The organism is Emticicia sp. 21SJ11W-3, assembly GCF_024138715.1.
Lineage (GTDB): Bacteria > Bacteroidota > Bacteroidia > Cytophagales > Spirosomataceae > Emticicia > Emticicia fluvialis.
This window is the reverse complement of the sequence record NZ_CP092074.1, coordinates 3,088,944-3,103,104: the sequence shown is the minus strand read 5'-3', so window position 1 is coordinate 3,103,104 and position 14,161 is coordinate 3,088,944. Positions and strand designations below refer to the sequence as shown.

The window sequence follows — 14,161 nt, the reverse complement described above, 5'->3', positions numbered from 1 at the left end:
AGTGTCCAGAAAATTTAAAGACGGTTTTTATGAGTAGCACAAAATTGGCATTAGGGTATGTAAGTACCGACGACACCCGTCCGGACGTAGGCGGGCTGTATAGAGTTATAGTGGTTGAAGAGGGATTGAAATTGTTAGCGAGCCAGGAGGAAGACGACATTACTCTGAAGATACTTCCCCAGGAATTAGGGCCCGCGGCAGCACCCACCTTTAGTGGATTAACCATAACCGGAAACACGGTATCAGGGCTAAACAAAAGCCAGGTAGGGTTAAGTAACGTAGACAACACCTCAGACGCCGCAAAGCCCATAAGCGTAGCTCAACAGGCGGCATTGAGTGGTAAATTAAGTTCTGTAACCGTGAGCACCTACGCAGAAATGCTTGCCCTTACAGTTGATGTTGATACTTTGGTGCGGGTGGAAAACGATGAGAGGAAAGGAATAAAGAGTGCAATTTATATTATCTATCCTAATGAAACATTGTTATGGATTGCTGCGACTGAAGAAATGTAGCCAACTTTTTAAAAATTTTGAAAGTATTTTTTTATTCAATTTTTGAGTCTATCAATGTTATTTATTCAAGTGCTAAATATTTAAAATTAATAGTCTAAATGTACTATAAGATTTATGAATTTGAAACGGTAATTTGATTTGAAGAACTTACATTTTTTTTAAATGTAATAATCGATTATATCATTATCAATTTTATAAATTTCATGGGTAGTTAAACAGAAAGAAAAGTGTTTTTTTTCCAATTTAATTAAAAAAAGTATCAACATTGGATTTACCTAAAAGACAGGAAGGAAATTCATTAGGATCAGAATTAGTTTTTTTACATTTTAAACAATTTATCTATGTTTCCGGTTTCTCAACAGTATAACAAAGAATATATAAGTAGACTAATGCAAGAGGGGGATGGTGTTGGTAATAATGGAAGCATATTAATGTCGTATTCCGCCAATAACGGAATATTTCCATCATCAACAATTGGAGCTGGGGAAGTAATTGGGGGTATTTCAGTTTCTCACTTAAAGGCTTTATACATTGAAAGCATTATAGTCCATTCTAATAAAAAAGCATTATTTTTTGTGCAGACCGGGGGCAATTTAGGGTCTGGACTAGGGCTTTCCGGCGTTGGAACTTGGACAGCAAATGCAAATGTTTTCGCGACTACGCCTGATGGAGGGGGTTCTGTTGTAATTCCTGTCCATTTAATTGCTAATGGAGGCTATCAAGGTCAAACTTTAGGTGCCGCGATGTCTTGCTTTGTTAGAAAAGTTTATGATTCCGACAAAACAAATTGCGACTTTGGTGTAACCTACATTGGCAAATACTTGACAGATGATTTTAATATAGGTGCTAGCAAGATAATTTTATGGAAGGGCGATTCAATTTCAGATGGCTATGGCGTTACAAATAAGTTAAACATGTTAAATTGGAAAATAAGGAATAGGTTATTTGATAGAACTCCTAATGGGGTAAGGTTAATCGCAAAAACTTGGGGAGGAACAACTTCAAAATGGTTTGACTACTTAAGGAGAAATTCTTATTTTGATTATGAACAAGTTGATTATATTTTTTATCAGTTGGGAGTAAACGATGCCGTTCAAGGCACCAGTGAAGCAGAATATTACGTTAATATAAAATCTGAGATTGCCTACAATAGTATTAAATATCCAAATGCAAAGCAAATTTATTTGGGGGCTTCACCGCGAAATAACAGTAATGAAGAAACAATCCTTGAAAATTTAAGAAGAAAAATGCAATTAGCAGTTTATGAAGCAGCAAATCAAAATGTATTTTATTGCGACCTTGCTAATTCCTTTGATAGGACTGTCCTTTCCAATTATTACCTCAACGATGGAGTTCATCCAAATAATTCTGGCCACCAAGCAATGTTTAATGTTCTTGACTCATTCTTAACAATGAACATGCTTTAGCCCTAACTCCCCCCATGCAACTAATAATAACCGCCGGGCATAACCGGAAAGACCCGGGTGCTGTGTATGCCGGGAGAAATGAGGCGGAGGAAACAATCAGGCTCCGCAATGCTGTTACTCAATCGTTGAGGGAAAAGGGCGCGCAGGTCTGGAATGATAACGACGCCTGGAATTTAAGTCAGACCATTAATGAAATCAGGAAAATCTCTCAACCTGGCGATATCATCTGCGATTTCCACTTTAATGCCGGTGGCCCCACGGCCACCGGATGTGAGGTCTTCGTGGCCGATGACGCCAATGCCACCGAGCTTGCGCTGGCTAAATCATTGGTTGATACAATCGCCTCAACGCTCATTATCAGAAACAGGGGCGTAAAACGCGAGCGCGACAGCCAGCATAAAAAGCTCGGCATGATGAGGCCTCTGGGTTTAAATGTACTGGTTGAGGTCTGCTTTATATCAAACAAATATGATATGCAGCAGTATGATACTTTTTTCGACTTATTGGTTGAGGAGATAACAAACGTACTGGCCAGCAAGTTTTAGATTACCAATTAATTTCCACACAACAATGAAAACAATGATGCTTAATTTCAAACAGCAAATCATAGACCATCCTTACATGGTGTCATTTTTTGCTTTACTATCTACGCTGCTCAAATTTGTGGTGCAGTCGTGGCAGGTAGACGGAGTGCTGTTTATTTTCCTTTTTTTTATGATTTCAATTGATACGTATATTGGTGTACGTTTGGCTAAAAAAACCGGTACTTACGACTATAAATTGTTGAAAGAAAAAGGTGTTAAAAAGGTGCTGGGTTATGTTATTTTCCTGATGGCCCTCTGGACCTTCACGATGATGCTCTTCCTCATGAACATCAAAGACGGTGCGCCTTTTGTTGACAGCTATTACCTCAATATCCCGATGATGACCTCCATGCTGTTTTTTGCAGGTATCGAATTTCTGTCGATTAAAGATAATCTGAGCCGGATTTTCGGCATCAGAATGCCAACCGCCGTGATAGACAAAGTTGAGACTTTCATCAGCTCGGGCGGAGATGCAGACCAGATTCCTAACCCATCCAACCAAGCCAGACAATGAACCGTATCAGACAAATCATATTGGGGGTATGCGTTCTGGCAACCATCGGAGGCACCATCTGGGCGCAGGGAGCATTCAGAAAACTGAAAGATTACAAGGTGGTTACGAAAGAAAACAAAACGTTGGTGGCCGAGAAAAAGGCACTGCAGGACTCCCTGCGGATTCATAAAGAATGGCTGGCCAAAAGCCTGATAGACACCCGAAACGCTACCGAACTTTACAGCCTTAGCAAAGGCATGACGGCCTCGTTTCAGTCGGTCATTGCCGTGATGCGCGACAGCGTTATCAAAATCAACCGCGACCGCTCTAAACTGGAAGCCCGCGTGCTTGAACTCCAGAAAGACCTCGAAAAAGCCAGACAGAAAAAGAAACTGTTTTGATTTTTTACAAATAAGGGGATTTACCGAAACAGCCAGCCCGTTTGGGTTGGTTGTTTTTTTGTAAATACAATTTCGTATATATACAGAATTGAATATCATCTCTCATTGAGAAGTCAACTTATATTAGATTATTTTCGTAAATTTACTTTTAGGTATAAGCGTTTCAATGCAACTATGCTAATACAATGTAGAAATTTAAAATTTGAAGGTTTTTAGAACAAAGATGACACCACCAGTTAGTCCTAAGCATAATGCCCTAGATTATCACAAACTTTCATGGCAAAACTTTGAAAGGCTGAGTAGAGATTTAGTAGAGAAAGAATTTCCAACACTTTTAAATGTAAGATTATATCTTAGCCAAGGGCATAGGCAAGAAGGGATTGATATTAGAGGTTTTAATCCTGAAGATAATAAATTGGTATGCATACAATGTAAGCAAGTAAAAAAACTTACACACAAAGATTTAAAGAATATTATTGATGTATTTGAAAAAGGGGATATTATAGAACAAACCAAGAGATTTATACTTGTAACTAAAGTAAGTATTAATAGAAATTTTGAGAGTGAATTAAGGAAATCTGAAATAAGGTTGAATGAAAAAGGCATACTTTTTGAATTGTGGGATGAACAGAGGCTGAATGCTTTACTAAAGAAATACCCAAAGATTGTACTCGATTTATTTGGTGTAGAATGGGTAAAGGAATTTAATGGTGAACATGCATTAGAGGGTCTAATTTTCAAGCCTAAAAGAATAGAATACGCATGTCCAAAGTATTATCAACAAAGAGTTTTGCACTGGATTAAAAATGAAGGTAATGAAACTGTTCAAACTTCATCAATAGATATTTTCAATAATAGTCTTGAAAAAATCCCAAATTTAGTTTTAATCAAAAGTGAAGCGACGATTGGTAAGTCAACCGAACTAAAGTTTATAGCTCATTACTATTCTTCTGTTGAAAAGGATGTCTATTTCCCAGTTTTTATTTCTCTTAAAAACTATGTAAATCAGGAAATTCCAGATTTAATTACCAAATACATTTCTAAGTGGGAAAGTATTCCAAAGAGAGAACTTCTGTTGCTTTTAGACGGCCTTGATGAAGTAAAGACAGAAGAAAGAGAGAATTTTCTCAAAAGATTAGGTCAGTTTATTGAGGCTAATCCTGATGTTACTATCGTTTTATCTTCACGTACCAATTTTGTGATTCAATCTAGTCAATTAAAGGAATTTGAAGTATTTACCTTAACTGAATTTAGTGATTTTAATATGCAAGAATATGCTTCGTTACTTTTATCTAAAAACGAAGTCGGAAACTTTTTGGATTTAGTTGATTACAAGAATATTAAGCATTGGTTAAGAAGTCCTTTTTGCTTACAGCATTTTATTGAGTTTTATAAGAAGGATTTAAATAATATACCAACGACTAGAGTTCAATTGATTGAGAGAATTTTTGATCTTAAAATCAACAAGGATTTTACTAGATATGGGATTGATTATTTTGAGCAAAATTCTTACTTGAAATTATTAGAGAGGCTTGCATTTGCAATGAATCTTCTTGGTCGGAATAGTTTAACTTTCAATGATTTAAATGAAATTTTTACAAGTCAGGAGTTCGAGAAATTAAGAAAGATGAGTATAGTAGAGGTTAATGACCAATCTATTTCTTTTGAGCATAATATTTTACAGGAATACTTGGCTGCTAAAGTTCTTTTTTCTTTCTCCTGGACTGATTTGTTACAAGCAATTACTTTTCCTCCTGATTTTCAAAAAATTAAACCTAAGTGGTTTAATACAATTGGAATCTTGCTTGAAATAATACCAACTTCAATTCCATTATTTGAACCTCTTATTAATTTAATAGTTGAAAAGGAATCAAATATCCTTGCAAATATTGAATATAAGTTTTTTCCACTTCCCTTGAGGTTAAAGTCATTCAAAAAAATTGTATCGTCTGCAGATAGAAAATACAAAAGCTGGGAGATACTCGGTAAAAATTTGACGGAGTTTGCTGGGCTAAATGAAAATCCTGAGGTTTTAGAATATTTACTTGACGTAGTAAAAAGCAAAGATTCCTTTATAAGAAGAGAGGCATTATATTGTTTAATGGAAACGAATAAACTACAACTTTGGGGGTTAGAGAACGAAATGATTTCTATTTTTTGCGAGTTACTTCAAACGAACGAAAAAAAAGTTGTTGAAGCAGTTATAAGAATAATTATTGATCTTGAACTAATAGACGAAAGAATTACTGAAATATTAGTTGGTAAGGCAAAAGATAAGAATGAGTATTGGTTAATTGAAGATGTGGTCTGTTACTTAAATATGTCTGGAGAGTTGGAAAAATATTTGGATATTTATATAAGGGCAATCAGGTTATTTGAAGAAACATTACAAGCAGGGAATGGATCTTATCATTTTACTGGAGATAGTTTATATCAAGGTTTGGGAGAAATTAAAAGTCCAGAATCTTTAAGGATTATCTTAGATTTTTTACTAGAGATTAGTGTTGATTTAGATGCAAGACAATCTTTTCTAAATTGGGGTCATTATTATATAGAAGAACTTTTTAACGCTCTTTTTGATAATTTGTTCTTAGTTTTTAACCAAAATGAAGAAATTTATAAAAAAATATTGCAGCTCTTTTTAAATTCTAGTTGCTATCAAAAAAACAAAACAACCAAATGTTTTTTGGTCTTTATGATTAAATCAAAATCAAAAAAGGAGGTCTTTTGGGATATTTGGGATGAGCATAAAAGTGGAAAACAAATTTGGAAGTTAGATTTTAATGGGTTGCTGGATAATCAATTATTGCAGGATTGTATCCATAACTTTCAAAATCGCACTTTGTCAAAAGAAGATTTATGGTATATTATTCATATTACAAACGATTCAAATCATGAGTGGTCTGAACAACTAAGATTGGAATTGAATAGTATTAGTAATAATTACTTTGTATATATAGAACAAAAAAACTGGGAAGAGGAAAGACTCATTAAAACCCAAAAAGATTTCTATTTACTCCTAAATAGAAATCAGTTTAAAAACTGCGTATTGGAAGTTTTTGAAAGATTTGCAAAGGATAATTTTAACAGATCTGAGTTCGATGGTGATAGAAGAAATTGGCAACTTGAGGATAATAATATTATTGGTGATTTTTTACGAAGTTTTTTTTCGAATGAAATTCAGGAAGTCCGCAAATCTCAAGTATTCAATTGGATAGATAATGATACAAATTGGAATTCGTATATCATTGAGGAGTTTCATCGATTATTACATAATGATATAAGTTTTCCTTGTGATGCATTGGAATATTTGCAAACATGGTGTAATGAAAATGTGGAAAATTTGATTTTTAGAACAGCAATAATTGAGAATGAAGACTTTTCTTGGTCATACAGGTATTTAGAATTGTACTATGCAGACTTTTTTTTAAACTTGGGTATAAGTGTTCCTGAGGAAATACTATTAGATATGTTAAGCTTTATTGTAGTAAGAGACAGTTTTGAGAAATCGAAAGGGAGCAAAGATGAAAGAACATTTATTGAAAAGATTGCATCATTAATCGGTTTTGATAAAGCGAAGAATAAAATTCTAGAAAATTTACAAAATGAATCACAACCTTTAATTGTAACAGACTTACAGGTTCAGTGGTGTACTAAATTCAACTGCATTGAAGCGATTCCATTAATAAAGAGTATTCTAGAAAAAAAGCATAGTAAGAATTGTATTTACTTAGAAAGTATATTCAAGAATTACTTAAAGTTAGGAGGCAAAGTGGTTGAACTTCGTTTCATTTTTAATGTATTTGATTCTGGTAATGAATTTCATTGGAGTTTATTGGAGCAAATGGTTAAGGTGGACATTATGAAGCCTAGAGTAGGGAATACAATACTAAAAATTAGAAAGAGTGAGTCGCTTCATAAAGCGTCTCTAATATTAATTGAAGCAAACTTTATCGAGGGGCTTGAATGGTATGCTAATTGGCTCAAATCTCTTGAAGATTTCAGAAATCATAGAAATGATTTTATAATACCTTTAAAGGGCATAGACTTATTACCCGTTGATAGGTCAATTGTAATTTTTGTAGATTTAATAAAATTTGTATTAAACAATAAAATATACGAAAGGGATAGGTTTGAACCTATCAATATTCTTTTTGATTCATTAAAGCTAATTGCTCTTAAATCAGATGAAATCTTTTTGGAAGTTTTTAAGAAGTTGAATTCCATTGATATCTCAGAAATTGATAAGATTAATACTTCAATTTTTAAAGACCGTCTATTTTCACTCGAAAGAGAATATTACCTACAAAAGATTGACTACAAAAACATCAAAGAAATCAAGCCAATATTAGAAAAGATATTTGCTTAGTCAAGATTCTTCCACACAAAAATCCCCCAGGCAAAGCGAGGGGGATAGATATAAATCGAGTTCTGATTCCTAATAACAATTACTAGTCAGCCCGGTGGCGTCAAAAGTAGTGGCGTAGGTGCCTTTTTTGGCGTCGTATTGCACTACCAGCACCAGTTGTACTTTGCCGGCTCGCTTGGGCGAACAGTATTCAAACAGGTAATAGCTGTTGGCTTCGCCGCGTACGATGCGGGCCAGCTCTACAAATTTGGCTTCCAGCTCGTTTTTGTTCTGGGGGAAAACTGCTCCGTTTTTTCCTATGGCGGTCAATACGGTTTTGTCAATTTCAGTACCCAGGCCAATGGTAAACATTGATATCTTCGGGTTGGCTCCGTTTACTTTGTTTATTGCCGCCTGCTTGCTGTAACGCGCGGCCTGGTCGGTGCCGTCGGTGAAAATCACTATCGAAAAGGCTGATATATAGCTTTCTTTCTGCAGGTCTTTTAGGCGTTGTTCGGCTTTGTCGACCGACTTGATAACGGCTCCGTAGAGGTCGGTAGAGGGGTCGTTCGTGATACCGGCATTGATGTTCTGCACGGCATTGATGAGCTTGTTTTTGTCTGACGTAAAGTCAACCAGGGTGTTTAGCTTGTCTTCGCCGTCAAACCACGACACACCCACCAGATACGAGTTGTCGCCGTTGCTGGTAATAATATTGTTAATAAAACTGGTGGTTGAGCTTTTCAGCTGCGACAACGTGCTGCTGGTTACGCTGGCGCTGAGGTCTAGCACGATGAGGGTGTTGTGGCGGAATTTCTGTGGACTGGGAGAAAACTGCTTGTTGGCCTCGCTCTCCGATATAGGGTTGGGGCAGTCGTCGTTGGGTCCTTTTTCGTAAACCTTAAAGTTGCCGGTGGTAAGGCCGGAAACCGGCATAAACTTGTTAAAGTTTTCGTCTACCTTGAGTATCATGCTTAGTTTGCTGCTGCCGGGTATAATTTTCGGCTCTTGCACAACGCTGATTTTCAGGTCGCTGTATGATATATTGGGGCAGTTGTTTTCAATGCTGCTTCCGCAGGAATTAAAAAACAATACAATCAGCATCAGCGTTACGTTTAAAAATGTCTTACGGGTCATGTTATATATGGATTTTTTAAAGTACTTGCACGTTTGGGGCTGCAAATTAACCAATCATTCAGTTTACCATCTGCATTTGTAACGAAAAAAAATCCCGAATCTGATTCAGCGCGCACAAAAATCATTTTTTATGGTGGCGCAGGCTGGGTTGCGTATAGACCAGCCGTTATTTCGGCAGGTGTGCACAGGCTTGCTATTAATGTTTTTTTAATTGGTTTTGTGGGCCTGATTGAATAAGTTTGAAAAACAATAGCGTAGATATGCGCCGCCTGAGGCAAAATGCAAGCCCCGCAGGGGTTAGAACATAGATGTGGCGTAAGACCAGCCACCCGGCAAAAATCTTAATAAACGTATGCTTATTAGGGCTGTTCCATAGGACAGTTAAATTGTTAATTGTTTGATTAAGGAAATACCTCTGCTGATGGCGGAGGTATTTTTAGTTTCGGTTCTACTATATTCTTAATAGTTATTCAAATGAACCTAAGTAATGAGAAAATACTATTTGCCATTAAAACTATAAACCACTGAGTTTCACAGAGTAAAAAAACACCGAGTTACACAGTTTGACAATGCATTCTACGTGTCACTCTGTGCAAAACTCAGTGATACACCGTGGTAGAACATTATCAATTAATTTTATCCGGTTACCTACAATAAATTAATACCGATTAAAAAACTTTAATCAGGATTTATTCGTTTCTTTTTGTGAAATAAGTACCGATGTGAAAATTGGAGATGATTTCAGAATAATTGATATTACTGAACAAAATCCATTATATAAATTTGTTAAATGAAAAACCAGACGAAAAAATATCAGAAAAGTAACAACGGATTTGTGTATGCACAAGGAGACTTGAGTGCTTTTGATACAAGGAATGATGGATATAGAAATGAACATCCTGTTTCTGGCTCAGACTTTGAAAGGAGAGACACAGAGAGCTTTGTCAGATATGTAAAAGCCAACTATAAAGACGGGCATAAAATAACGCACAAATGATGTATCATTAACCGCTTTTACCAGCCCGCCGCTGCCAAAAAATATGCCTGTATTCTGCCCTAAATAAAAAGCAAAACACAGGCCGTTAATTCTTCTACCGCCTCAGCTTATTAACCGGATTGCTTTTTTGGGCGGCTTCGTTTACTACTACGTTCTGGCCTGCGGTTAGCAGCCATTTGCCATTCTTTTTTACATACAGTAGCATCAGCAGGTTTTGTGCTTTGGGGTAAACCGTGCCAGAAGGGCTTTTATAGGCTCCTATGGTTTTGTAAACCCGGGCCAGTATCACATCAGGGGTTATTACACGGGTTTTCACGCTGTCCATCTTCAGGGTTACGTCTCTGAACATCCCTTTATGAAAAACCTCATGCGCATATTCTACCTCTTTGCGGTTTTGCCACCACATACCTACAATATTCACCCAGTCGCAGTCTTCGGTGGCATAGGTGGGCATATCGCTGTAATCGTGGCGATTCCAGCTGTTAATAATGGCCTCCACCTGTTTTTCAACAGCGGCCTGGTCTTGGGTTCTGGTTTGGGCTGCAAGGGTGCAGGGCAGCCATAAGCCCAGCATTAAAATCATGTATTTCATTGTTTGCCTTATGTTTGGTTGCTGGCAAAACTATACATTGCGGCAGGGCATAAATAGTACAAATCCGACATTGTCAGCCGGGCAGGCGGTTTTTCAGCAAAAAAGGTGTCTGCCTGAACTCCTCTTCTATCATGCGCGGCGACACCCCGCAGAAAGCCTTGAAGTCGCGGATGAGGTGCATCTGGTCAAAATACCCGCATTGGTGGGCAATGGTGGTCCAGTTCAGGTACTGTTGGTTTTCTTTCAGCACCCAGGCGCTGGCAAAGCGGGTCAGGCGAGCAAAAAACTTTGGCCCCAGCCCCACACGCTGCATAAACTGCCTTTCCAACTGGCGCGTGCTGACACAAGCCAGGTGCGCCATGGTATCAACGTTCATCAGCCCTCCCTGCCTGATGAGCAGCGGCAAGGCGCGGTCTATCGGTAGGGCGGGCCGTAGCAGCCTCAATTTTTGAAGCAGAAATTGTTCTACCAGCGCAATGGCATCTGCCGCATCGGGCGTTTCGGCCAGTTGGTCGGCCAGCGAGCCGGTGTAGGCATCCAATACGTAGGCACTGTCGAGCGACTCATCCATCGGAAACTCACTCATCGGAATCCCCAGCAGCCTGTAAAGTCCGCCAGGTTGAAAGCCCACCTTTACTGTGTAGTTCGACTGCCGCATGTGTAGCCTGATACGCGTTGCCTGCGGCCCCACTACAATGCTGCGGGGCAGGTGGACAGATTTTTGCAGATGGGGGTATTCGCCCACAGGCGCGCCAAACGGATAAAAATACAGGCATTGCTCGGGCAGCGGCGGGAACGACAAAACCGGTGCAGGCACAGCGCCGGGGAGCTGAAGCCTGAAAACCATGATATTGTTCACAAATGCCCGAAGGGCAGGGTGAGGCTGATGGTAAATGTGTATCATGGCTGATTAACAGGTTGGTACGGCAAACGCAGAGCAATATATTAAAAAAATTAACAGCTTAAAGTGGTATTATGAGTTTTATCATTGATTTTGATGGCGGCGGGGCATAATTTGTGGCCTATGTATTACCTGATGAAGAAATACCTGCTCAACTGTGTGCTGTTCCTGCTGCCTGTGATGCTATGGGACGGCCTGTTTACCAGCCGACTTCCGGCGGCTTTTCAGCCCGATGTTTTCAGGAGCCATATTCCCGTCTGGTTGCAATATGCCGAAAACGCTACAAGAATACTGGTATTTGCACTACCCTTGTTCATGCCGCTGCCCATCAGTAAGCTACACCGGAAAGCCGGTTTTAAAATCTATCTGGCAGGGCTGGCACTCTATTTTGCAGCTTGGATAGCCCAGATTGACTACCCCCAAAGCCCCTGGAGCCAAAGCCTGTGGGGTTTCATGGCCCCGGCCTACACGCCCTTTATCTGGCTGGCAGGCATAGCCCTCATGGCCGATTCATTCTATTGCAAGCTGCCTTACCGTTGGTTTTATTACCTGTCTGTTTCAGCCGTTTTCGTTGTGCTGCATTGCTGGCATACCTGGTTGGTTTGGGAGAGGGTGGGGTGAGTGCATTACCAATCTAATGGATATCAGAAAGTGGTAGGAAGAAGCCTTTGACTTGAAAACTTACAGAATCTTTCATTCAGAATAATTCCTTGTAATTTTCATGAGTGCTATGTAAAATAGGAGCAGAGGTATCAGCAGAGTCTCCCGTGTGTGCTGGCCTTGTGAAATGCGAGGGGACTCTGCGTTGGAAAAATTGGTTAAATTATATCAATCCAATAAAACCAAAGAATCAAATATGCGTTCAGAGAACGCCTGACACACCGACTAAATTTAGATATTTAGCCGAACAGAGGTGAGTGCATTCCAAATCTAACGGATATCAGAAAGTGGAAGGAAAAAGCCTTTGACTTGAAAACTTACAGAATCTTTCATTCGGAATAATTCCTTGTAATTTTCATGAGTGCTTTGTAAAATATGTGCAGAGGTATCAGCAGAGTCTCCCGTGTGTGCTGGCCTTGTGAAATGCGAGGGGACTCTGCGTTGGATAAATTGGTTAAATTATATCAATCCAATAAAATCAAAAATGCGTTCAGAGAACGCCTGACCCACCGACTAAATTTTGAAATTTAGCCGAACAGGGGGGCATATCATGTCCTGAAATACATTATAACCCTAAGAAATAATGGACAGTTAGCCCGATACTGGATTATTTACTTCTCTTAAATATATACTTTTTAGCCAACTGCGCGTTAGGCTTTATCCATTTACCATTGACTAGTTCTTCATTGCTAATAGGATATAATTCATTATCACCAAGATGATATTTCAATCTTGCATATTCTGGTTTACCTTCGCGAGACTCATCTTTCACGGAAATTGTTACTACGTTTTTAGAGATATCAAAAGTACTCTTGAAAGTATAATTCATTTGACAACTATAGTGTGTTACACGATTATTACTTTCAAATTTTAATGTGTCTGTACATCTATCATCGATGGTGCATATCCAAACGGAATTAGTCAGGTCAGGACTAGCGCAACTTGCTGTTAAAAAAAATAAAATAGAGATTAAAAGTGCTTTCATGAATTGTTTAATGGTAAAATTGGTATTTGAAAATTAATTGATGGTCTTTACTAAAATCTCGCTTAGATCAATATCCAGTTGCGATTTCAAAGTATTCGATAAATTACCTAAATATTCTTTAAATCCTTGGCCTTGCAAAAAGCGAGGAGACTCTGCTTGCGGTGGGTGGAATTTATTTACTCTATTATAGTATATTATTTTTTCAAAAAAGCATAGATACTGGGAAAGATATGTTGTAATTCCGTACCCATTACTTTTGGATTATTTCCATAGCTTAAACCAATATCTAAATAGGTCTTTATTAAATATTTTTGCTCTTGATTTGTTGATAAAATAGATCCTAAATACTTTTGTTCCCCTATCTGGAGAATTAAATCTACAATAACAGCTCCGTGAACATATCTAACAGCATCATTAAATTCTAATAATGATAATTTTTTAATTGAATCTATATCTCCCGATAAAGCAGATTCCAATAATTCACAATAATCTATTCACTGATCTTTAGCTACTGTACTTAATAATTCACTAACTTCTATATCGGCAACAACGCATTTATTAGTACAGGAATTTATAAATATTTGTAGACTTATAAAGGTAATTGTCTTTAAAATATATCTCATTACTTTTCTTCTTTTTTATTTAGCCGAACAGGGGTGAGTGCATTACCAATCTAACGAATTTCAGAAAGTGGCAGGAAAAAGCCTTTGACTTGAAAACTTTCAGAATCTTTCATTCGGAATAAATCCTTGTAATTTTTATGAGTGCTATGTAAAATATGTGTAGGGGTATCAGCAGAGTCTCCCGTGTGTGCTGGCCTTGTGAAATGCGAGGGGACTCTGCGTTGGATAAATTGGTTAAATTATATCAATCCAATAAAACCAAAAATGCGTTCAGAGAACGCCTGACCCACCGACTAAATTTAGATATTTAGCCGAACAGGGGTAAGTGCATTACAAATCTAACTAATTTCAGAAAGTGGCAGGAAGAAGGCTTTGACTTGAAAACTTTCAGAATCTTTCATTCAGAATAATTCCTTGTAATTTTCATAAGTGCTTTGTAAAATAAGTGCAGAGGTATCAGCAGAGTCTCCCGTGTGTGCTGGCCTTGTGAAATGCGAGGGG

At 37.9% G+C, this 14,161-nt stretch carries 13 protein-coding genes; 8 read left to right on the top strand and 5 right to left on the bottom strand.

Annotated elements, in window-relative coordinates; genetic code table 11:
- The first annotated feature begins 29 nt into the window (after positions 1 to 29).
- From MB380_RS13115 to MB380_RS13090, 6 genes are all read left to right on the top strand, one after another.
- Positions 30 to 512 carry a hypothetical protein gene (locus tag MB380_RS13115; protein ID WP_253523492.1) on the top strand — a complete coding sequence of 161 codons (483 nt, stop codon included), beginning with the start codon at positions 30 to 32 and terminating at the stop codon, positions 510 to 512.
- Between the two features lie 341 nt (positions 513 to 853).
- Entirely contained in the window at positions 854 to 1,939 is a 1,086-nt protein-coding gene (locus tag MB380_RS13110; RefSeq protein WP_253523490.1) for an SGNH/GDSL hydrolase family protein, read from the top strand.
- Positions 1,940 to 1,953: 14 nt separating this feature from the next.
- Entirely contained in the window at positions 1,954 to 2,484 is a 531-nt protein-coding gene (locus tag MB380_RS13105; RefSeq protein ID WP_253523489.1) for an N-acetylmuramoyl-L-alanine amidase, read from the top strand.
- 34 nt (positions 2,485 to 2,518) lie between these two features.
- Positions 2,519 to 3,037 carry a phage holin family protein gene (locus MB380_RS13100; protein ID WP_158237951.1) on the top strand — a complete coding sequence of 173 codons (519 nt, stop codon included), beginning with the start codon at positions 2,519 to 2,521 and terminating at the stop codon, positions 3,035 to 3,037.
- Complete coding sequence (locus tag MB380_RS13095) at positions 3,034 to 3,417, top strand: hypothetical protein (protein WP_253523487.1); 384 nt, start codon at positions 3,034 to 3,036, stop codon at positions 3,415 to 3,417. Before MB380_RS13100 ends, MB380_RS13095 begins: the two co-directional genes overlap by 4 nt.
- A gap of 223 nt (positions 3,418 to 3,640) precedes the next feature.
- Positions 3,641 to 7,786: a restriction endonuclease gene (locus tag MB380_RS13090; RefSeq protein WP_253523485.1), complete on the top strand. Its 4,146-nt coding sequence runs from the start codon at positions 3,641 to 3,643 to the stop codon at positions 7,784 to 7,786.
- Positions 7,787 to 7,855: 69 nt separating this feature from the next.
- Here MB380_RS13090 and MB380_RS13085 read toward each other — a convergent pair whose 3' ends face one another.
- Positions 7,856 to 8,902: a VWA domain-containing protein gene (locus MB380_RS13085; RefSeq protein ID WP_253523483.1), complete on the bottom strand. Its 1,047-nt coding sequence runs from the start codon at positions 8,900 to 8,902 to the stop codon at positions 7,856 to 7,858.
- A gap of 790 nt (positions 8,903 to 9,692) precedes the next feature.
- Between MB380_RS13085 and MB380_RS13080 the strand changes: the two genes are divergently transcribed.
- Positions 9,693 to 9,899 carry a hypothetical protein gene (locus MB380_RS13080; RefSeq protein WP_253523481.1) on the top strand — a complete coding sequence of 69 codons (207 nt, stop codon included), beginning with the start codon at positions 9,693 to 9,695 and terminating at the stop codon, positions 9,897 to 9,899.
- 94 nt (positions 9,900 to 9,993) lie between these two features.
- On the opposite strand, the gene MB380_RS13075 is transcribed toward MB380_RS13080, so the two are convergent.
- A complete protein-coding gene (locus tag MB380_RS13075; RefSeq protein WP_253523479.1) occupies positions 9,994 to 10,491 on the bottom strand; it encodes an SgcJ/EcaC family oxidoreductase in 498 nt (165 codons plus the stop codon).
- Positions 10,492 to 10,564: 73 nt separating this feature from the next.
- Positions 10,565 to 11,395 carry an AraC family transcriptional regulator gene (locus MB380_RS13070; RefSeq protein WP_253523477.1) on the bottom strand — a complete coding sequence of 277 codons (831 nt, stop codon included), beginning with the start codon at positions 11,393 to 11,395 and terminating at the stop codon, positions 10,565 to 10,567.
- A gap of 132 nt (positions 11,396 to 11,527) precedes the next feature.
- On the opposite strand from MB380_RS13070, the gene MB380_RS13065 reads away from it, so the two are divergent.
- Entirely contained in the window at positions 11,528 to 12,013 is a 486-nt protein-coding gene (locus MB380_RS13065) for a hypothetical protein (RefSeq protein WP_253523475.1), read from the top strand.
- 646 nt (positions 12,014 to 12,659) lie between these two features.
- Here MB380_RS13065 and MB380_RS13060 read toward each other — a convergent pair.
- Positions 12,660 to 13,037: a hypothetical protein gene (locus MB380_RS13060; protein ID WP_253523471.1), complete on the bottom strand. Its 378-nt coding sequence runs from the start codon at positions 13,035 to 13,037 to the stop codon at positions 12,660 to 12,662.
- 194 nt (positions 13,038 to 13,231) lie between these two features.
- Entirely contained in the window at positions 13,232 to 13,513 is a 282-nt protein-coding gene (locus tag MB380_RS13055) for a hypothetical protein (protein WP_253523473.1), read from the bottom strand.
- Positions 13,514 to 14,161: the final 648 nt, after the last annotated feature.